The sequence below is a fragment of the Caballeronia sp. ATUFL_F1_KS39 genome, from assembly GCF_023630985.1.
GTDB lineage: Bacteria > Pseudomonadota > Gammaproteobacteria > Burkholderiales > Burkholderiaceae > Caballeronia > Caballeronia zhejiangensis.
The window spans coordinates 1-19,284 of record NZ_JALQDZ010000047.1 but is presented as its reverse complement, the minus strand read 5'-3'; the positions used below and the strand labels follow the sequence as shown (position 1 = coordinate 19,284).

The following is a 19,284-nucleotide window of genomic DNA, read 5'->3' as shown; positions in this document are numbered from 1 at the left end:
TGATGCGCGACGGCACAACTTGGAATCCCCCAAAACCATGATCCTTACCAACTCAACCCTTGACGCTCAATACAGTTGCTTTCTTTGCAGCAGCAAAGAAAGTGACTGCCGCCCCGCACAGGGGCAACGCTAATAGACCGACACGACAGCGGGATCCGGCGATAAGAAGCAAAAACCATCAAACCTTTCTCCGCTGACTAAGCGCATCGAGCAAGACCGCAGCAAAGATGACACCGCCTTGAATGAACTGCGTCCAGAACGGATTCACCCCAAGAAGAGAGAGCCCAACATTGATGACCCCAATCAGCACGACACCGATAAAAGTCCCGACGATGGACCCACGCCCGCCCGCCAGCGAAGTCCCCCCAATCACAATAGCCGCGATAACCTGCAACTCCAGTCCATTAGCCGCCGAAGGCAAAGCGGAATTCAACCGCCCGGCGAGCACGATGCCTGCAATCGCCGCCGTCGCACCGGCAAGCATGTAAGTGAAGAACACCACGCGTCGAACCGGAATCCCGGCAAGCCGCGCCGCTTCCTGATTCCCGCCGACGGCGAACACCTGATGCCCGAACGTCGTCTTGCGCAGCAACACATGTCCGACGACGAACACGACGAGCATCACGACCATCGGCATAGGCAAGCCAGCAACGGTCTTCGCACCGAACATCGTGAACGCGTCAGGAAAATCGAACTTGGTGCGGCCATCGGAAATGGCGAGCGTCAGGCCACGCGCCATGGCCATCGCGGCAAGGGTGACGATGAACGGCACGAGCCTCAGCCACGAAATCACGAGCCCATTCAGCGCGCCCGCGAACGCGCCCACCGCGAGCGCCACACACAACCCCGCAACGCCCAATCCGACCGCGCCCGGACTCGACCCCGCCATGACGGTCGCCGCGACCATCCCGCTCAACGCAACGAGCGATCCGACAGAAAGATCGATGCCGGACGTGATGATGACGAACGTCCCGCCCACCGCCGCGATGCCGACCACAGACACCTGCACCATGATGTTGGTCAGCGTGCTCGTCGTAAGAAACTCGGGCGATGCAATCGACAACGCAATACAGATGATGACGAGCGCCGCGAACAAAGGTCCGATGCCGCTCCTCAACTGACGGATCACACGGCGCGACAGCGCCTCCGTATCCGAACGATCGGCTGCCGTGGAGGTCATGCGCCTGCTCCTGTCGTTGCCCACTGAATGACCGTTTCCGAATCCGCCTTGTCGCGCGCGATCTCGGTCACGATGCTGCCGCGATACATCACCAGCACGCGATCCGACATGCCCAGCAACTCCGGCAGCTCCGAACTCACCATGACGACCGCCGCGCCCGCGCGCGCCATCGTCACCATGTGCGCGTAGATCTCCGACTTCGCGCCCACGTCGATGCCGCGCGTCGGTTCATCGAGCATGATGACGACCGGACTCGTCGCCGTCGCGCGGCCAAGAATCACCTTCTGCTGATTGCCGCCCGAAAGCGTTCCCGTGATCTGCAACACCGAAGACGCACGCACGCCGAAGCGCGCACTCGCTTCCTGCGCGAGCCTGCGCTTCTTCACGCGGCTCACGAAGCCGCCGCTCGCCAGCGCCTTGAGGCTCGACAGCGCGACGTTCTCTTCGATATTCGCCTCCAGCACCAGCCCTTCGAGCTTGCGATCCTCCGACGTATAGACAAGCCCATGACGCACGCCTTGCGTCGGCGAATGATTGCTGACCTTCTTCCCCTTGACGAGAATCTCGCCGCTCGTCACCGGCAACGCGCCGAAGATCGTCTTCAGCAGCTCGGTGCGTCCCGCACCCGCGATGCCCGCAATGCCGACGATCTCGCCCGCGCGCACCGTGAAGCTCGCATTGCGCAGAAGCGGCGCGCTCGCGAGATTGCGCACTTCGAGCACGACCGGACCATACTCGCGCGGCTCCCACGGATAGAACGATTCGAGATTGCGCGCGACCATCGCCTGCACGAGATCGGCTTCGGTCCATGCGGACATCGGGCGCGCGCCGACGGTCGCGCCATCGCGCATCACGACAGCGGAATCCGCAAGCTCGAACACCTCCTCCAGATGATGCGAGATGAAGATGATGCCCATGCCTTCCGCGCGCAGGCGGCGCACGACCGCATACAGATTCTCGATGTCGTGGCTTTGCAGCGCGGCAGTCGGTTCGTCCATCACGAGGATGCGCGCATCGCGTGCAATCGCCTTCGCCACTTCGACGAGTTGCCGCTTGTTCAACGGCAGATCGCCGAGCCGCATCCAGGGCGGCACGTTGTCGAGGCCGACGCGCGCGAGCGCTTCGCGCGCCATCGTGTTCGCCTCGCGCATCATCACGAAGCCGTTGCGCGAAGGCATGCGGCCGAGGAACAGATTTTCCGCGACCGTCATGTCGTTGATGAGCGAAAGCTCCTGATAAATGACGGCCACGCCCGCATCGATTGCCGCATTCGTGCCACGCGCGAGCGGCATGCCGTCGATCTCGATCGTGCCTTCGTCGGGTTCATATGCGCCCGACAACACCTTCACGAGCGACGACTTGCCCGCCCCGTTCTCGCCGACGATCGCCATCACGTGACCCGCCTGCAACTCCAGGCTCACGCCACGCAGCGCCTTCACGCCGGGGAAGCTCTTGACGATGCCCTGCATGTGCAACAACGGCTTCGCCGCGTGCGAAGCCGTGTGCGCGAGTGCTGCCGTTTCGACTGTCATGTCGCGCGTTCCGGTTGGCCTTACTGCTTCACTTCCTCGGACCACAGGCCGTACTTCTTCACTTCGTCCGAATCGATGTTCGACTTGTCGATGAGCATCGTCGGCCACGCATAGTTCGCGGGCACGTCCTTCTTCGCGTTGTAATCCGCGATGAACTGCAGCGACTTCGCCGCCATCTGGATCGGGTTCTGCGAGATCGTCGCATCCTGCTTGCCCGCGCGAATCGCGGACAGCGCCTGCGCGGTGCCGTCCGCGCCGATCACGAGAATGTGCTCCTTGTCGCCCAGCGGCTTGTAGCGGCCCGCATTGTCGATGGCCTTTTCCGCGCCCACCGTGTTGTCATCGTTGGCGCCGAACACCGCATCGATCTGCGGGAATTTCTGCAGGATGCTCGTCATCGCGTTGAGCGACTTCTCCTGGTCGAACGCGCCTTCCTGACGCGCGACGACCTTGATGTTCGGATACTTCGCGATCTCTTCGCTGAAGCCCTTTTCGCGATCCGTCGCGGCGGTCGTGCCGACAAGACCGATCAGGTCGACCACGTTGCCCTTCTCTTCGCCATAGCGCTTCTTCAGTTGCTCGGCGATCCACTTCGCTCCCGTCTGCCCGAGCGCGACGTTATCCGATGCAACGAAGGACGTGACCTTGCCGCCGTCCGAGCCGCGATCGAGCGTGAAGACGGGTATGTTCATCGAGTTGGCTTTCTCGACAGCGGGAATGATCGCCTTCGAATCGATCGGATTCAGCACGAGCGCCGTCACGCCCTGACTCAGCAGATTGATCGCATCGTTGACCTGCTGCTGCGCGTCGCCGTTCGCGTTGGTCTGCACGAGCTCGAAGCCCTGATCCTTCGCGCCGCGCTCCACGCCCGCCTTCAATCCGACGAAGAACGCGTTGTTCAAAGTCGCGATCGAAAAGCCGATCTTCGTCTTGCCGCCCGCCGAGGTTGCGGCCGGCGCACTCGCCGGCGCGCTAGCCGCCGCGTTCGCGCCCGATGCCGCGTTGGTGCTGCTTGTCGACGACGAGTTGTCGCTCTTCGAGCATCCGCTCAACGCGGCCGCCGCGCAGAGCAACGCCGCGCCCGTGGATTTGCCGAACGTTCCCCAACTGTCGAATCTTGCCGAGCTCCAGGCCATGACTGTCTCCGTTGTACGAGTTGTTCAATGCGATTTGTTCTTGCGATGAGGCATCGCTTCCCGTCACGCGCGTATCAGCGATCCTCCGTATTGCGCTTGCCGTATGTCTTGAACTTCTCCAGCACTTCTTCCATCTGTTGATCGGAAAGCAAAGGCGGTGCGCCGATCTGCAACGCCAGCAGATATTGCTTCGCGAGCACTTCCACTTCATGCGCGAGCCACACGGCGCGCGAGAGATCGGTGCCGAGCGCGATCACGCCATGATGCGCCAGCAGACATGCGCGACGCTCGTCCAGCGCGGCAAGCGCGTGATCCGACAATGCCTGGCTGCCGAAGATCGCATAAGGCGCGCAACGTATCGACTTGCCGCCCGCCGCCGCGACCATGTAATGCAGCGCGGGAATGTCGCGGCCATGAATGGCGAGCGCGGTCGCGGCGATCGAATGCGTATGCACGACCGCATGAATATCGTCACGCGCGCGCAGGATGTCGCGATGAATGCGCCATTCCGACGACGGCCGTGCGATGCGAAGAATGTCGGCATCGTCGGTAACGTCGAGCGGCAGCCACACGATCTGTTGCTCGTCGAGCTCGCGCGCCGACACGCCGCTCGGCGTGACAAGAAAGCCATCGCGATACCGCGCGCTCACATTGCCCGATGTGCCCTGATTGATGCCGAGCCGCTCCATTTCGAGCGACGTATCGACGATCGCGCGGCGCAACGCGCTTTCATCGGCCGCGATCATGCGGCGGTCCCCTCTGCGTCGAACAGCGTGCGCAACGAGCGCTCGAACGGCGCGCGCACGATGCCGCGTTCCGTGATGAAGCCGCTGACGAGCGCATGCGGCGTCACGTCGAACGCGGGATTGCGCGCCTGCATCGCATCGGGCGCGATGCGTCGTCCGGCGAGATGCGTGATTTCCTCGGCGTCGCGCTCTTCGATTTCGATGCGCGATCCGCTTGCCGTTTGCAGATCGAGCGTCGATGAAGGACACGCGACATAGAACGGAATGCCGTAGTGATTCGCAGCGATGGCAAGTCCGAGCGTACCGATCTTGTTGGCGAAATCGCCGTTCGCCGCGACGCGATCCGTCCCGACGATCACGAGATCGACGAGCCCTTGCGACATGATCGATGCGGCCGCGCTATCCATGATGAGCGTGACGTCGACGCCCGCCTGCTGCAGTTCGAACGCGGTAAGCCGCGCGCCTTGCAGAAGCGGACGCGTTTCATCGGCGTAGACCTTGAACGCGAGGCCCGCGCGACGCGCCGCATAGATCGGCGCGGTGGCCGTGCCGATGCCCGTCGTTGCGAGCGCGCCCGCATTGCAGTGCGTGAGCACGCCGATGCCTTCGCGTATCAACGGCATGCCATGCTCGCCGATGCCTTCGCACAGCGCGCGGTCTTCATCGTGGATTCGCTTCGCTTCTTCGACGAGCGCCGCGTGAAGCGTCGCGCTATCTTTCGCGTCGATATCGCGTGCGTGACGCAGCATGCGCCGCACGCCCCAGCTCAGGTTCACCGCGGTAGGCCGCGCCGTTTCGAGCCAGTTCGCATGACGTTCCAGCTCCGCGCGATACAGCGCAACCGGAAGCGTCGTCGAATCACGCATCGCGATGCAAAGCCCGTACGCCGCCGCCACGCCGATAGCCGGCGCCCCGCGCACGCGCAACTCGCGGATGGCGCGCCATACCGCTTTCACGTCGGCGATGTTCTCCACGACGATCTCATGCGGCAGACGCGTCTGATCGAGCAGCAGCAGATCGCCGTCGCGCCATTCGATCGTCGGGGGAAGCGTGCTGAACAAGGGCTGCGAAGCCATGAAGTCTCCTGTCACATCGTCGCGGTGTCGCGCTGAATTTCGCGCGCGAGCATCGCAACCTGTTCGATATCGCCGAACGTCGCGCGTCCAACGAGCAACGCTTCCGCGCAACGCAGGCAACGCACTTCGATACGCGCGCGCGCCTCGGCATCCGGAATGCGCGTGATCTCCGCCACCTTCGCCATGCCGACGATGCGGCGAATCATCTTGCAGCCCGCGAAGCCCAGCGTATCCGCCAGCAAACGCCGCATGAAATGCGCGCGATACGCGCTGAGCGCGCGGCTTTCCGCTTCGCCGCCGATGAAGCGCCGCTTGCTGCGGCTCTCGTGATCGCGCCACAGTTCGAGGAACTGCGTGCTGAAGCCGGTCCAGATGCGCGTCATCTGTTCGAGCAGCCATTCCTGATACGCGACGGGATCGCGTCCGTCGATGCGGCCGTGCCAGTCGCGCGAGAAATATGCGAGCAGCAGATTCGCGATGAGCGCGCCGACGTCGAAGCCCATCGGTCCATAGAACGCGAACTCCGGATCGATCACGAAGGTTTCGTCTTCGTTGACCATGATCGAGCCGGTATGCAGATCGCCATGCAGCAAGGTCTCGGCGTGATTCATGAACGCCCACTTCATGTCGGCGGCCGCGATGCGCAAAGGCTCGTGCGTTCGCAACCTTTCGATCGCGGCCTTCGGCAAGGCGGGGCTATACATGTTCGACGGATGATCCTCGAACGGATACGTGAAGACGAGATCCTCGGTGATCTTGCATAACTCCGAGTTGACCGCGGCGCTCGCGGCCTGCTTCTTGATATCGGGCGCGAGAAAGAGATCGGAGCCGTAGAACAGCGTATGCGCGAGATAGCTCGACAGATGATTCGCGAGACGCGGATACGTCGTGCCATCCATCAGACCTTGACGCAGAATGCGATGCGACGCGAGATGCTGCATCACCATCAGAAAGCGCTTGCTGTCGGCGTGATAAACCTTCGGCACATGCTGCGGACACAGCGCGCCGAAGCGCCGCAACGCCGCGACTTCATGCTCCATGCGCTGACATGAAAGCGGCCACGTCTTGCCGACGAGCCGCAGGAACGGCGGCGCCTGCTTGACGACGACACTGCGCTGCGGCGTCTTCGCGTTGGTCACGAAGTACACATAGTTCAGATTGCCATCGCCGACTTCGACGACTTCGAGATCGTCGGGCTCGCCCAGCAACGCGCGCACGTCGGGCACGCCGCCGAGATAGGCAGCGAGTTCCTGCGCGGTGAAAGCTTCAAACTCCATCGGTGTCTCCTCCGATGTTGCCCGTGCGCGCATCCCAGTCAGCGACGCTTGCGCACCAGATCGAACTTGAAGATGCTCGTGTTGTAGTAGTCGTTGCTATAGCAAAGCGGCTCGCCGCTCTGATCGAAATCCACTTCGTCCAGCAGCAGAAACAGACCGAAACCGTCGCCCAGTTCGGGCAGATCGCGCGGCGTGAGAATGGTCGGCTGTATCGACGTATGTGTATGCGACAGCCGCCGTCCCGTGCGCTCGAACATGCCGAAAAGCGATTCGCCCAGATCGCCTTCGGCCGCATCGAACACGCGCTTCGGGATCGTGTCGATGCAATACGCGGCGATGGCGTCGTCCGCGCGCCGCACGCGCTCGATTCGCACGCATGGATCGCCGGGCCTGATCGCGAGCTTTTCCGCGAGACTTTCCGATGCGGCGACGGTGTCCGTGTGGATGCGACTCGTCGATGGCACTGCGCCCACGCTGCGAATCATGTCCGTCACCGACATCAGATCATCGAGTCCGCCGTGCAGCTTCAGCGAAATTTGTCTGATGAAGGTGCCCTTGCCTTGCTGACGCGACAGCAAGCCATGCGAGATCATCTGCGCAACCGCTTCGCGCAAGCTCGACCGTCCGACGCCGAGCAGCTCGCAAAGCTCTATTTCAGTGGGAATCTGGTCGCCGGGCTTGAGCTTGCGCTCGCGGATCATGGTGAGGAGCGACTCCTGGATCTTGTCGCTCATCGATCGCTCGACGCTCAGTCGCATGAGGCTCTCTCGGATGACAGTCCATGAAATATACATCAGACGTCTGATGTTTCCGTAGGGACTTTCCCGAAGCGTTTACTGCTTTATACAGGCGGTTTTCTTTGCGCACGTGCAGCATGAAAAAGCCCGTCGTGCGCAATGCGACGGGCTTTGCGGTGCACGATTTTCGCCACTCAGGCGAGCGCGGCGACGTCGATGTAAGGCGCGATGTTTTTCATCGCGCGCTCGACGTAGGCTTCCTTTTCGCCGACGGGCGCGACGTAATGCATTGCACTGCGCGCCGCTTCGACGCCTTCGAACCGCGCGATCACCCACGCCGCGAGATATTGCGATGCGAGGCACCCACCCGCCGTCGCGACATTGCCGTTTGCGACGAACGGCTGATCGAGCGTGCGCACGCCCGCTTCCTCGACCCACGGCTTGGTCGTCAGATCGGTGCAGGCGGGGACGTCCCGAAGAAGTCCGAGCTTCGCGAGGACGAGCGTGCCCGAGCATTGCGCCGCCAGCAACTGGCGCGCGGGATCGAGCCTGATGCGCGCCATCAGCGATTGATCCGCGACGACTTCGCGCGTGAGCATGCCGCTGCCGACGATCACGGCATCGGCCTGCGCGGCGTCTTCGAGCGTGGCTTGTGCTTTGAGCACGACGCCGTTCATCGAACGCGCTTCGTCCGATGGACATGCAATCGACACCTTCCAGCCAGGCTTTTTCACGCGATTGAGAATGCCGAGCGCGATCAGTGAGTCGAGTTCGTTGAAGCCGTCGAACGTGAGAATGGCGATATGCATGATGTTCTCCTTTCATCGCATGGAACGCATGAGTGCATGCTACGGCGCGAGACGAATACAATCAAAGAATTGTCATGGATACATCGGGAATGGGCGCTCATGCCGAAACCACCGCGCTACAAGCAGATCGTCGACAGGTTCGTCGATGACATTCGTTCCGGCCGCCTCAAGCCCGGCACGCGTCTGCCGACGCATCGCGAGCTGGCCGCGCGCGAGCGGCTCGGCATCGTGACCGCGACGCGCGTGTATGCCGAACTGAACGCGATGGGACTCGTCAGCGGCGAAACGGGACGCGGTACGTTCGTGAAGGAAACGACGCTTTCGCGAGCGCTCGGCATCGATCAGGTCGCGATCGCCGCGGACATGGTCGACCTCAACTTCAACTACCCCGCGCTCGCCGGCCAGGCGGAACTGTTGCGCAGTGCGTTGCGGCAGTTGTCATCGGCGGGCGATCTGGAAGCGCTGTTGCGCTATCAGCCGCATGGCGGACGCGCCCGCGATCGGGCGACGGTCGCGCGTCATCTCGCGCGCCGTGGTCTCGATGTGAGCGCGGATCGCGTGATGCTCGTCGATGGCGCGCAGCACGGCCTCGCCACGACGGTCACGGCGCTCTTGAAACCCGGCGATGTGGTTGCGGTCGATACGCTGACCTATCCCGGCTTCAAGCTGCTCGCCGACGCGCACCGGATCGAACTCGCGCCGATACGCGCATCGGGCACGGGCCCCGATCCCGACGCGCTCGAGGCGTTGTGCAAGCGGCGCCGCGTGCGCGCGGTCTACACGATGCCGACGCTGCACAATCCGCTCGGCTGGGTGATGACGGCGACGCGGCGCAGGCAACTGGCAGCGCTTGCGCGCAGGCATGGCTTTTTCATCATTGAGGATGCGGCCTATGCCTTTCTCGCCGATGACGCTCCGCCGCCGCTCGCCGCGATCGCGCCGGAACTGACGGTGTACGTATCCGGCTTTTCGAAGAACGTGGCGACGGGACTGCGTGTCGGCTATGTCGTCGCGCCATCCGAATGGGTGCCGAAGATCGAGCGCGCCATCCGCGTGACGACGTGGAACACGCCGGGCGTCATGACGGCCATCGCGTGCGGCTGGCTCGCGGACGGCACGGTCGAGAGACTCGAAGCGGAAAAGCGCGCGGATGCGTCGATGCGCCAACTCATCGCGGCGCGTGCGTTGGGGCGTTTGAAGCGCGTGACGCATCCGGCGTCGTACTTTCTGTGGCTGCCGATGCCCGAGGAAGTGCGCGCGGATCGCATCGCGGCGGCGCTGATGGAAGAGCGGATTTCCGTATCGACGGCCGAGCCGTTTTGCACGGCGGCGCAGGTGCCGCATGCGCTGCGGCTGGCGCTGGGATCGGTGGATGTGGCGACGTTGGGCGACGCGTTGGGGCGCGTCGCGGAAGTCGTGGCGAGGTATGCGTATTGAACCTGAAGCAACCGCAAAAGCAATAGCGTAATAATCGCCCAATAAACCAATTCGGGCGAACCGCATTTTCCGGATAACGAAATAAACCATCCGCCGCGAGGGGTCCTTTCCCGCATCGCAAATCCGAACGCGCGAAAGAAAGCAAGCCGAATTTACCGCCATCCGCCCATCGGCACGGAATTAATACTCACGCAATAAATCCGCGAATGCACAACCGGTCATTTGTCGTACTTATGCCCATAACCGCTTACGATCCAGTCAATAATCCCCGGCATGCCGCCCCGACGCGCTTCATCGGCGGCCCAAGCCTCTAAAAATCTTCTCGAACAGCAAACGATTGCGGCCGTATTTGTGTTCCAATTGAGCGATTAATCCGTCGCAAAAAACCCGATATCTCCGCGACTCGAAGATCGCGAATCCATCGATTGGAAATACCCTATGCGGACTCAATACGAGGCGTCGACACCGGAAAAGAAAATCAAGGCGGAACATACGCGTCAGGCGCATTTCCAGCGATGGTTCGCCACGTTCGCCAGCCTCGCCCATTCGCGGCTCCCGCTTAACGCTTATCTGCAGAAAGTCACTGACACGCTGAGAGAAGTCGCGGGCGTCGCGTCCGCCGTCGTGGAATGGATCGAGGGCGACACGCTCCACTACCGCGCGGCAAGCGGCAAGGCGGCGGCGCACATCGGCGTGCGGCTGCCCACGGCCGGCAGTCTGTCCGGGCTTTGCATCACGCGCCAGCAAGCGCTCATCTGCCGCAATTCGGCGACGGATCATCGCGTCGACCGCGCGGCGTGCAAAGCCGTCGGCGCCGTGTCGATGGTCGTCGCGCCCGTCGTCTACGAAGGCCGCTCGGTCGCCGTGCTGAAGCTCATCTCCGGCGAAGTCGACTATTTCGGACATTCGGACATCAGCATCCTCGATGCGTTTTGCGCGTGCATCGCGGAAACCATCGCGCGCGAGGAGATCGCGCAGGAAAATCGCGCGCTGCTGCGGGAGAAAGCCAGCGTCGCCGCGGATCTCTCCGTCGAGTCGTCGCTGCGCATCGAATACGAGAAGAAGCTCGCCGACGCCCTGCGCCGCCGTCAGACCGTGCTCGACAACGCGCACGTCGCATTCGTATCGATGGACGAAGCCGGCATGGTCGTCGAATGGAACGAGGCCGCGAGCGTGCTTTTCGGCTGGAAACATCGCGAAGTCGCGGGCCGGGAACTCGCGTCGTTCATCGTGCCGGAGCGCTTTCGCGACGCGCACCGCACGGGCCTCACGCGTTATCTCGCGACGGGCGAGGCGCGCATCATCAACACGCGCGTCGAGTTGCCCGCGCTGCGCCGCGACGGCACCGAGTTCGCCGCCGAGCTGACGATCAGCGAAGTCTGGTACGAAGGCCAGCGCCAGTTCGCGTGCTTCGTGCACGACATCACCGACCGGCACGTCGCGAACGAGGCGAACGAACGGCTGCGCCTGCTCATCGATTCGGTGAGCGACTACGCGATCTGCATGCTCGACCAGAACGGCTACGTGCGCTCGTGGAACGAAGGCGCGCGCGAGATCTACGGCTTCACGGCGGCCGAAGCGATCGGCCGGCATTTCGCGCTTTTCTACACCTCGGACGAACACGGCCGCGACCGTCCGACCGACGATCTCGCGCTCGCCGCGAAGCGCGGCCGCGTCGAACACGAGGACTGGCACGTTCGCAAGGACGGCACCGAGTTCTGGGCGCACGTCATGCTGAGCGCGCTGCCCAACAAGAACGGCGGCGCGCAAGGCTTCGTCAAGATCACGCGCGACATGACCGCGCGGCGGCGTCTCGAAGAACTCGAAGCGTCGAGCCGGCGCATGAACGAGTTCCTCGCGCTGCTCGGCCACGAGTTGCGCAATCCGCTCGCGCCGATCCGCAACGCGGTCAGCATCCTCAAGCTGAAATCGTCCGACGACGCCGACGTGATCCGCAGCCGTCAGATCGTCGACCGCCAGCTCGCGCATCTGACGAAGCTCGTCGACGATCTGCTCGAAGCGGGGCGCGTCAGCTCGGGCAAGATCCGTCTTTCGACGGACATCGTCGATATCGCGGATGTCGTGCACCTGAGCGTCGAGGCGAGCCAGCCATCGTTCGACGAGCGCGGACAGCGCATCGACGTTCAGGACAGCGGCCAGCCGCTTTTCGTCAACGGCGATCCGACGCGGCTCGTGCAGGCGCTCAACAATCTGCTCAACAACGCGTCGAAATTCAGCCCGCACGGCTCGACCATCACGCTCGAAGTCGGCCCGCGCGGGGGCACGGTGCTGGTGCGGGTCATCGACGAAGGCCGCGGCATCTCGCCCGAAGCGCTCGGCACCGTGTTCGATCTGTTCGTGCAGGAGCATCCGCCGGGCGCGCATGCCGACGAAGGCGGGCTCGGCATCGGCCTCACGCTCGTGCGCGCGATCGCGGAACTGCACGGCGGCCACGTCGAGGCGAAAAGCGGCGGCGCCGGACGAGGCAGCGCGTTCTCGCTGTGGCTGCCGCTCGCCGAGCCGCCCGCGCGCGGCACGCCTGCGAGCGGCACGCCGGCCGCTACGGAGGGACGTCAGCTCGATGTGCTCGTCGTCGACGACAATCGCGATTCCGCCGACAGCATGACACTGCTCGTCGACATGCTCGGCCACAACGCGCGCGCCGCCTACGACGGGTCGCACGCGCTCGAATCGTTCGAAGCGGCGCGGCCGCAGGTCGTGCTGCTCGATCTGTCGATGCCCGGCCTGACGGGTTTCGACGTGATCCGCCGCATGCGTGACGATGGCAAGCACGTCATCGTCGCGGCGATGACGGGCCTCGGCTCCGACGAGGACATGGCCCGCACGCGCGCCGCCGGTTTCGACGCGCATCTCGTCAAGCCGGTAGATCTTCCGGAGCTGGAGCGCGTGCTGGCGCTGGCGGGGCGCGTCTGACGCGTTGCGGCGCGCCCGGCACGGCGCGCACGCGCGCGGGCGTTTTCGTCAGCGGATATGGCTGCTTCAGCACAGGCCAGAACCTGCCGTTCGCATCGCGCGCGGACGAGAGCACGTCGGCGAGGAAATCGCTGTCGTCGAGAAATTCGTCGACGCGCATCGCCGGCGCGGCGCCCGCGATTGCCCTCGCCGCCGTCGCTTTCGGCCGAACGGCGGATTGCTTTCGCGCGGTCATCCGGTCGGCGCGACCGGGCTCGCGCAGATCGTCGAGTTGACGCAGCAGTTGCGCGGCCGGGCGGGCGCGCGGCAACGGCCAGGCGCGAAAGTCGCGCTCGCCGAGCATAACGGCGGTCAGCTCGCAGGCGATTCCGCCGTCGCGCTGGTCACGATTCTTTCGACGTAACCTGCGCCGTCTCCACCGTCACATTCCCCCGCTCTTCGAAGCGCGCGAGCACCGGCGCTTCGGCCCATGCATCGGTGACGAGCGTCCAGTTGCGTTCCAGCGGCGTCCAGTGCTGCTGATTCGCGCGCTCCAGCTTGTTCGACGTGACGAGCACGAACACGCCCGCCGCCTGGCCCGCGATGCATTCCTTCAGAAACGCCTGCTCCGCCGTCGCCTCGCACAGCCCGCGGCCCGCGACGACACCATCCGCGCCGAGAAACGCCTTGTCGAACGTGACGCGCGTGAGCGCCACCTGCGCGATCGGTCCGAGCGTGCTCATGCTCGATGGCCGCACGTCGCCGCCGATCAGCGTCACGCGCACATCCGCCGCCGCGAGCGTGTTCACCGCCAGCAGATTGTTCGTCACGACGTGAATCTCGGCGCGCCCGGCGAGGCAGCGCGCGAGCGCGGCGGTCGTCGTGCCGCCGTCGAGAAAGATCGTGTCGCCGTCCTGAACGTGACGCGCCGCCGCGCGCGCGATCGCTTCCTTCTGCTCGCGATAGCTCTCGCGCCGCGTATCGAGCGATTCTTCCGGCTCGTGCATCCCGACCGACGCCGCGCCGCCATACGTGCGCACGATGCGCCGTTCGTCGGCGAGCGCGCGCAGGTCGCGGCGCACCGTCGCCTCCGACATGCCGAAGTGCTCGCACAGCGCGGCGACATCGTTCATGCCGGAGAGCACGGCCTTCAACATGGCTTCGCGGCGTTTCTCGACTTTCATCCTGTTCCTTTCTTTTGACGGTTCTGGCGGCGACGCACAGTGTAGCGAACCGGCCGGGTCCGTCGAATGCTCGCGGTTCGTGTCGAGCGCACGGCCGATATTTTGATCGATTTGGTCATTCGAACAGTCGGAATGATCGACATCGATCAGAGTAAACGCCTAGAACGACCAAATTGCGCAAAACAAACGGGAGGACTACACTGCGATTTGATCGATTCGATCAATCGATGATCGAATCGGACAAAGACCACTCAGGAGACTTCATGGCTCAACTTCACATCAAGCGCGCCGTCGAGCGCGTTCCTGGCGGGATGATGATCGTCCCGTTGCTCATCGGCTCGCTGATCGCGACGTTCATGCCGGGCATGCCGAAGTTCTTCGGCTCGTTCACGAACGCGCTCTTCACCGGCGCGCTGCCGATTCTCGCGGTGTTCTACGTATGCATGGGCGCCAGCATCGACGTGAAGGCGACGCCTTATCTGCTGAAGAAAGGCGGCGCGCTGTTCGTGACCAAGGTCGGCACGGCAATCATCGCGGGCATCGTGCTCGGGCATTTCCTGGGCGAGCAGCCGATTTCATCGGGACTGTTCGCGGGCATTTCGACGCTCGCCGTCGTCGCCGCGATGAACGACACCAACGGCGGCCTCTACATGGCGCTGATGGGCCAGTACGGCCGCTCGGAAGACGTGGGCGCGTACACGATCATGTCGCTCGAATCCGGCCCGTTCCTGACGATGGTCACGCTCGGCGTCGCCGGTTTGTCCGCGTTTCCGTGGCCGACGCTCGTCGGCAGCATTCTGCCGCTCGCGGTCGGCATGCTGCTCGGCAATCTCGATCGCGAGATGCGCGAGTTTCTCGGCCGCGCCGTCCCGGTGATGATTCCGTTCTTCGCGCTGGCGCTGGGCGCGAGCCTCGATCTGCACAAGGTCTGGCAAGCCGGTTTGCTCGGCATCGGACTGGGTTTCGCGGTCGTCATCGTGACGGGCATTCCGCTCTATTTCGCGGATCGTCTGACGGGCGGCACGGGCGTGGCGGGCGCGGCGGCAGCGAACACCGCGGGCAACGCGGCGGCCGTTCCGGCGCTGATCGCGGCGGCGAATCCGGTGTACAACGAGGCGGCCAAGTCGGCGACGCTGCTCGTCGCGGCGTGCGTCGTCGTGACGGCGATCGTGTCGCCGATATTGACCGCATCCATCGCGAAACGCGTGAACGCTCGGCGCGATGCGGGTTCGTCCGCGAAGGCTCGGGGGGCCACGCAATGAAGAGTTTGCTGATCGTCGCCGACGATCTGTCGGGCGCGGCCGATTGCGCGATCGCGTTCGCGGCGGCGGGCCGCAAGACGGTCGTGTCGCTCGACGCGGGCGCATCGGACGCGAACGCGACCGTCGTCGCCGCCGACACCGACACGCGCCGCCTCGCGCCCGCCGACGCCGCGAAGCGCACGGCCGACGCGTGGCACGCGTTGCGCGCGCCGGGCCGGCGTCTCTACAAGAAGATCGATTCGACGTTGCGCGGCAACTGGGCCGCCGAAGTCGCGGCGCTGACCCGCGTCGCCGGTCCGGCGATCGTCACGCCCGCGTTTCCCGCGACGGGCCGCACGGTGCGCGATGCGCGCGTGTTCGTGCGCGGCGTGCCGCTCGAAGACACGGAAACGTGGCAGCTCGAACACGCCGGGCAGCATGCCGGCTTGCGCGAGTTGCTGGACGCGGTCGGCCTGCGCGCCGCGCATGTTCCGCTCGATGCGTTCCGCGCCGCGCCGCAGGAAGTCGCGCTGATGATCGCGTCGGCGGCGGCGTCGGGCAATGGCATCGACGCGATCATCGTCGATGCCGAAACCAGCGACGATCTCGCATCGCTCGCACGCGTGAGCGCTTCCGTCGATGAGCCGTTCTTCTGGGTCGGCTCCGGCGGACTCGCCCGCGAACTCGCCGCGCTGCCCGATCTCTTCGATACCGACGCTTCCACGCAGTCGGCGAGCATTATCGAGCCGGCGCAAGGCCCGATTCTCGCGCTCGTCGGCAGCCTGTCGGCCATCTCCGAACGTCAATGCGCGCTGCTGTGCGCCGAAGCCGGCGTGTGCGAAATGATCGTGCCGCCCGCCGTGTTGCGCGACGGCGCGCGTCATCCGCAATGGCAAACGTGGAGCGCGCGCATCGGCGACGCGGTGCGCGGCCAGGAAGACGCGATCGTGCGAATCGGCCGCGACGACGCGTTCGATCCCGCCGAGGGCGCGCGCTTGTCGAACGCGCTCGCCGCGCTCGTCGCGCCGCATTTCGATGCGCTCGGCGGGCTGATCGCGACCGGCGGCGAAACGGCGCGCGCGATGCTCGCCGCCGCGAACGTCGGCAGCCTCGAACTCGTGCGCGAAATCGAAGCGGGCGTCGCGCTCGGACGGCCATCGAACGGCAAAGGGCCGTCGGTCGTCACCAAGGCCGGCGCGTTCGGCAGCGAGCACGCGCTGCTCGGCGCGTACCTGCATTTGCGCGGCGCGGATATTCCCCTCGCGCGTTGAAGCGCGTTGAAAACAGACATCACCAGACGAAAATCATGAGCAACTATCTCCCCGTAATCGGCATCACGATGGGCGACGCAAGCGGCGTCGGACCGGAAGTCGTCGTCAAGAGCCTCGCGCACGACGCGGTCTACAAGCAGTGCCGTCCGCTCGTGATCGGCGATGCGCGGCGTCTCGAACGCGCCAACGAAATCGTCGGCGGCAAAGCGACGGTGCGGCGCATCAAGGACGCGACCGAAGCGCGCTACGAGCCGGGCGTGATCGACTGCATCGACCTCGGTCTCATCCCCGACGACCTGCCCTTCGGCGAACTGTCGGCCGTTGCGGGCGATGCGGCTTACCAGTACATCGCGCGCGCCGTGGAACTGGCGCAGGCGAATCAGATCGACGCGATCTGCACCGCGCCGCTCAACAAGGAAGCGCTGCACGCGGGCGGCCACAAGTTTCCGGGTCACACGGAAATGCTCGCGCATCTGACGGGCGTGGAAGAAGTGTCGATGATGCTCGTCGCGCCGCAATTGCGCGTGATTCACGTGACGACGCATATCGGCATCATCGATGCGATCCGCAAGATCGAGCCGGGTCTCGTGCAACGCACGATAGAGCGCGGCAACGCGACGCTCGTGAAGGCGGGCATCGCGAAGCCGCGCATCGGCGTGTGCGGGATCAATCCGCATGCGGGCGAGAACGGTCTGTTCGGTTACGGCGAGGAAGAGGAAAAGATCATTCCCGCGGTGAAGCTCTTGCAGGAACGCGGCCTCGATGTGACTGGCCCGCTGCCCGCCGATACGCTGTTCTATCGCGCGGGGCGTGGCGACTTCGATCTCGTCGTCGCGATGTATCACGATCAGGGTCACGGTCCGGTGAAGGTGCTCGGTCTCGAAGCGGGCGTGAACGTGACCGTCGGTCTGGATGTGATCCGCACGTCGGTCGATCACGGCACGGCGTTCGATATCGCGGGCAAGGGCATCGCCGATGAAGGCAGCATGCTCGAAGCGCTGCGTCAGGGCGCGGAGCTGGCGACGCGGCGTCAATGACGCATATGGCGTGATAATGGGCGCTCCATCGACTCAGGAGCGCCCGACATGACTTCCTCTCTCGATACGCTGCGCAGCCTATGGCGCATCGCCGGCTTGCCCGACGATGCGCTTTCTTTCATCGACCTTCCGGGTCGCGATCCGGTTTTCCCTTCCAGTTTCGCTGTCGGCACGGCGGCGCAGGCGACCATCGGCGCGGCGGCGCTCGCGGCGTGCGAGCTTGGTTTCGCGCGCGGCGTGGAGCGGCAGCGCGTGTCCGTCGACATGACGCACGCGGCGGTCGAATGCACCGGCGCGTTCACGGTGGACGGCAAGGAGCCGGAGACATGGGGACGCTTCTCCGGTCTCTATCGATGCGCCGATGGCTACGTGCGGATTCATGCGAACTTCGAACATCATCAGGATGGCGCGCTGCTTCTGCTCGGGCTCGATCCGCGCATCGCGACGCGTGAGGACGCCGAACGCGCGCTGCTTTCGTGGCGCGCGGGCGACTACGAGAACGCGGCGGCGGAGCGCGGTCTCGTCGTGACGATGCTGCGGACGTTCGACGAATGGGATGCGACGCCGCAGGGCCAGGCTATCGCCGCGCAGCCGTTGATGACGATCACGCGTATCGGCGATGCGCCCGCGCTTGCGTTGCCTTCTTTATCGGCGGATGCGCGTCCGCTCGATGGCCTGCGCGTGCTCGATTTCACGCGCATTCTCGCGGGGCCGGTCGGCGGGCGCGCGCTCGCCGCGTTCGGCGCGGACGTGATGCTCGTGAACGGACCGCATCTGCCGAATATTCCGGCTATGGCGGATACGAGCCGCGGAAAACGATCGGCGCTGCTCGATCTTCGGTCGCCTTCGGATCGCGAGACGCTCTGGCATCTCATCGATGACGCGCATGTGTTCGCGCAGGGGTATCGGCCGGGCGGGATCGCGTCGCTGGGATTCGGGCCGGATGAAGTGGCGCGGCATCGGCCGGGCATCGTTTATACGTCGTTGAGCGCGTATGGCGCCGAGGGACCGTGGGCCGCGCGACGCGGTTTCGATTCGCTCGTGCAGACCGCGATGGGCTTCAACGCGGCGGAGGGAGAAGCAGCCGGCGAGAGCAAGCCGCGCGTCTTGCCGATGCAGATGCTCGACATGGCGAGCGGATTTTTGATGGCGTTCGGCGCGGCGGCGGCGCTGTGGAAGCAGCAGCGTGAGGGCGGAAGCTGGCATGTGGAGGTTTCGCTCGCGCAGACGGGACATTGGTTGCGCGGGCTCGGGCGTGTGGACGGCGGGTTCGCTATCGCAAAGCCGGATCTCGCGCCGTATATGGAGCGGTATGAATCGGGATTCGGTGCGTTGATGGCGGTGCGGCCAAGCGCGCAACTTGCGCGGACGCCGGCGGGGTATGCGAGGGAATCGGCGCCGCCGGGGACGGCGCAGACGCGGTGGTGAGGGGTGGGCTTGCGCAGTCGAGCGAGTAACGAAGGTCGATGGACCGCTTGGTCGACGGAGTCCTTACTTTTATTCAGATAAGTCTCCTTGCGCTCACTGTGATGTCCATCTAAAAGTCGTGGTCAGTGTCAACTCTCGGCCGATCGTCAGGCATTCCGCCTGACATCCCCGATTTCGCACGGATCACGCAATGGAAGCACAATCAAAGCGATCCACCGCCCTCGCGCGCTGGATCACGGGCAGGCAGAACTACTATCTCAAGGTGCGAGGCGCACCGCCG

General features: G+C 64.5%; 15 protein-coding genes and 1 pseudogene. 7 read left to right on the top strand and 9 right to left on the bottom strand.

Annotation, left to right across the window (positions count from 1 at the left end):
• Positions 1-178 precede the first annotated feature (178 nt).
• The 8 genes from NCR93_RS24565 to NCR93_RS24525 form a co-directional block, all read right to left on the bottom strand.
• Positions 179-1,180, bottom strand: coding sequence for an ABC transporter permease (locus tag NCR93_RS24565; RefSeq protein ID WP_175983266.1), 1,002 nt, complete (start codon positions 1,178-1,180; stop codon positions 179-181).
• Positions 1,177-2,712, bottom strand: coding sequence for a sugar ABC transporter ATP-binding protein (locus tag NCR93_RS24560; RefSeq protein ID WP_175983267.1), 1,536 nt, complete (start codon positions 2,710-2,712; stop codon positions 1,177-1,179). Before NCR93_RS24560 ends, NCR93_RS24565 begins: the two co-directional genes overlap by 4 nt.
• A gap of 20 nt (positions 2,713-2,732) precedes the next feature.
• Positions 2,733-3,848 carry a sugar ABC transporter substrate-binding protein gene (locus NCR93_RS24555; protein WP_008347464.1) on the bottom strand — a complete coding sequence of 372 codons (1,116 nt, stop codon included), beginning with the start codon at positions 3,846-3,848 and terminating at the stop codon, positions 2,733-2,735.
• A gap of 74 nt (positions 3,849-3,922) precedes the next feature.
• The gene (locus tag NCR93_RS24545; protein ID WP_008347461.1) at positions 3,923-4,594 is read right to left on the bottom strand and encodes an L-fuculose-phosphate aldolase; all 672 of its coding nucleotides are present in this window, start codon (positions 4,592-4,594) and stop codon (positions 3,923-3,925) included.
• Positions 4,591-5,670: an S-methyl-5-thioribose-1-phosphate isomerase gene (mtnA, locus tag NCR93_RS24540; protein WP_175983268.1), complete on the bottom strand. Its 1,080-nt coding sequence runs from the start codon at positions 5,668-5,670 to the stop codon at positions 4,591-4,593. Before mtnA ends, NCR93_RS24545 begins: the two co-directional genes overlap by 4 nt.
• 11 nt (positions 5,671-5,681) lie before the next feature.
• Positions 5,682-6,947, bottom strand: coding sequence for an S-methyl-5-thioribose kinase (mtnK, locus tag NCR93_RS24535; RefSeq protein WP_175983269.1), 1,266 nt, complete (start codon positions 6,945-6,947; stop codon positions 5,682-5,684).
• Between the two features lie 38 nt (positions 6,948-6,985).
• Positions 6,986-7,681 (bottom strand): GntR family transcriptional regulator, encoded by a 696-nt coding sequence (locus tag NCR93_RS24530; protein WP_239295565.1) that lies wholly within the window; start codon positions 7,679-7,681, stop codon positions 6,986-6,988.
• Between the two features lie 197 nt (positions 7,682-7,878).
• Positions 7,879-8,493 carry a DJ-1/PfpI family protein gene (locus NCR93_RS24525; RefSeq protein WP_175983271.1) on the bottom strand — a complete coding sequence of 205 codons (615 nt, stop codon included), beginning with the start codon at positions 8,491-8,493 and terminating at the stop codon, positions 7,879-7,881.
• A gap of 99 nt (positions 8,494-8,592) precedes the next feature.
• On the opposite strand from NCR93_RS24525, the gene NCR93_RS24520 reads away from it, so the two are divergent.
• The 3 genes and pseudogenes from NCR93_RS24520 to NCR93_RS24510 all read left to right on the top strand — a co-directional run.
• Positions 8,593-9,930 carry an aminotransferase-like domain-containing protein gene (locus NCR93_RS24520; RefSeq protein ID WP_175983272.1) on the top strand — a complete coding sequence of 446 codons (1,338 nt, stop codon included), beginning with the start codon at positions 8,593-8,595 and terminating at the stop codon, positions 9,928-9,930.
• A 438-nt stretch (positions 9,931-10,368) separates the two neighbouring features.
• A complete protein-coding gene (locus NCR93_RS24515; protein ID WP_175983273.1) occupies positions 10,369-12,864 on the top strand; it encodes a hybrid sensor histidine kinase/response regulator in 2,496 nt (831 codons plus the stop codon).
• A gap of 205 nt (positions 12,865-13,069) precedes the next feature.
• Positions 13,070-13,267 (top strand): annotated as a pseudogene (locus tag NCR93_RS24510) (thiolase C-terminal domain-containing protein); the annotation flags it as partial.
• Here NCR93_RS24510 and NCR93_RS24505 read toward each other — a convergent pair.
• A complete protein-coding gene (locus NCR93_RS24505; RefSeq protein ID WP_175983274.1) occupies positions 13,248-14,027 on the bottom strand; it encodes a DeoR/GlpR family DNA-binding transcription regulator in 780 nt (259 codons plus the stop codon). The pseudogene NCR93_RS24510 and the gene NCR93_RS24505 overlap by 20 nt on opposite strands.
• A 263-nt stretch (positions 14,028-14,290) precedes the next feature.
• Between NCR93_RS24505 and NCR93_RS24500 the strand changes: the two genes are divergently transcribed.
• From NCR93_RS24500 to NCR93_RS24485, 4 genes are read left to right on the top strand one after another with little or no spacing between them, the layout of a single operon-like run.
• Entirely contained in the window at positions 14,291-15,289 is a 999-nt protein-coding gene (locus NCR93_RS24500; RefSeq protein ID WP_008347443.1) for a 2-keto-3-deoxygluconate permease, read from the top strand.
• Positions 15,286-16,539: a four-carbon acid sugar kinase family protein gene (locus tag NCR93_RS24495; RefSeq protein ID WP_175983275.1), complete on the top strand. Its 1,254-nt coding sequence runs from the start codon at positions 15,286-15,288 to the stop codon at positions 16,537-16,539. The genes NCR93_RS24500 and NCR93_RS24495 overlap by 4 nt, the downstream gene beginning before the upstream one ends.
• A gap of 35 nt (positions 16,540-16,574) precedes the next feature.
• Positions 16,575-17,576 carry a 4-hydroxythreonine-4-phosphate dehydrogenase PdxA gene (gene pdxA / locus NCR93_RS24490; RefSeq protein WP_008347439.1) on the top strand — a complete coding sequence of 334 codons (1,002 nt, stop codon included), beginning with the start codon at positions 16,575-16,577 and terminating at the stop codon, positions 17,574-17,576.
• Between the two features lie 48 nt (positions 17,577-17,624).
• Entirely contained in the window at positions 17,625-19,004 is a 1,380-nt protein-coding gene (locus NCR93_RS24485; protein WP_175983276.1) for a CoA transferase, read from the top strand.
• Positions 19,005-19,284 lie beyond the last annotated feature (280 nt).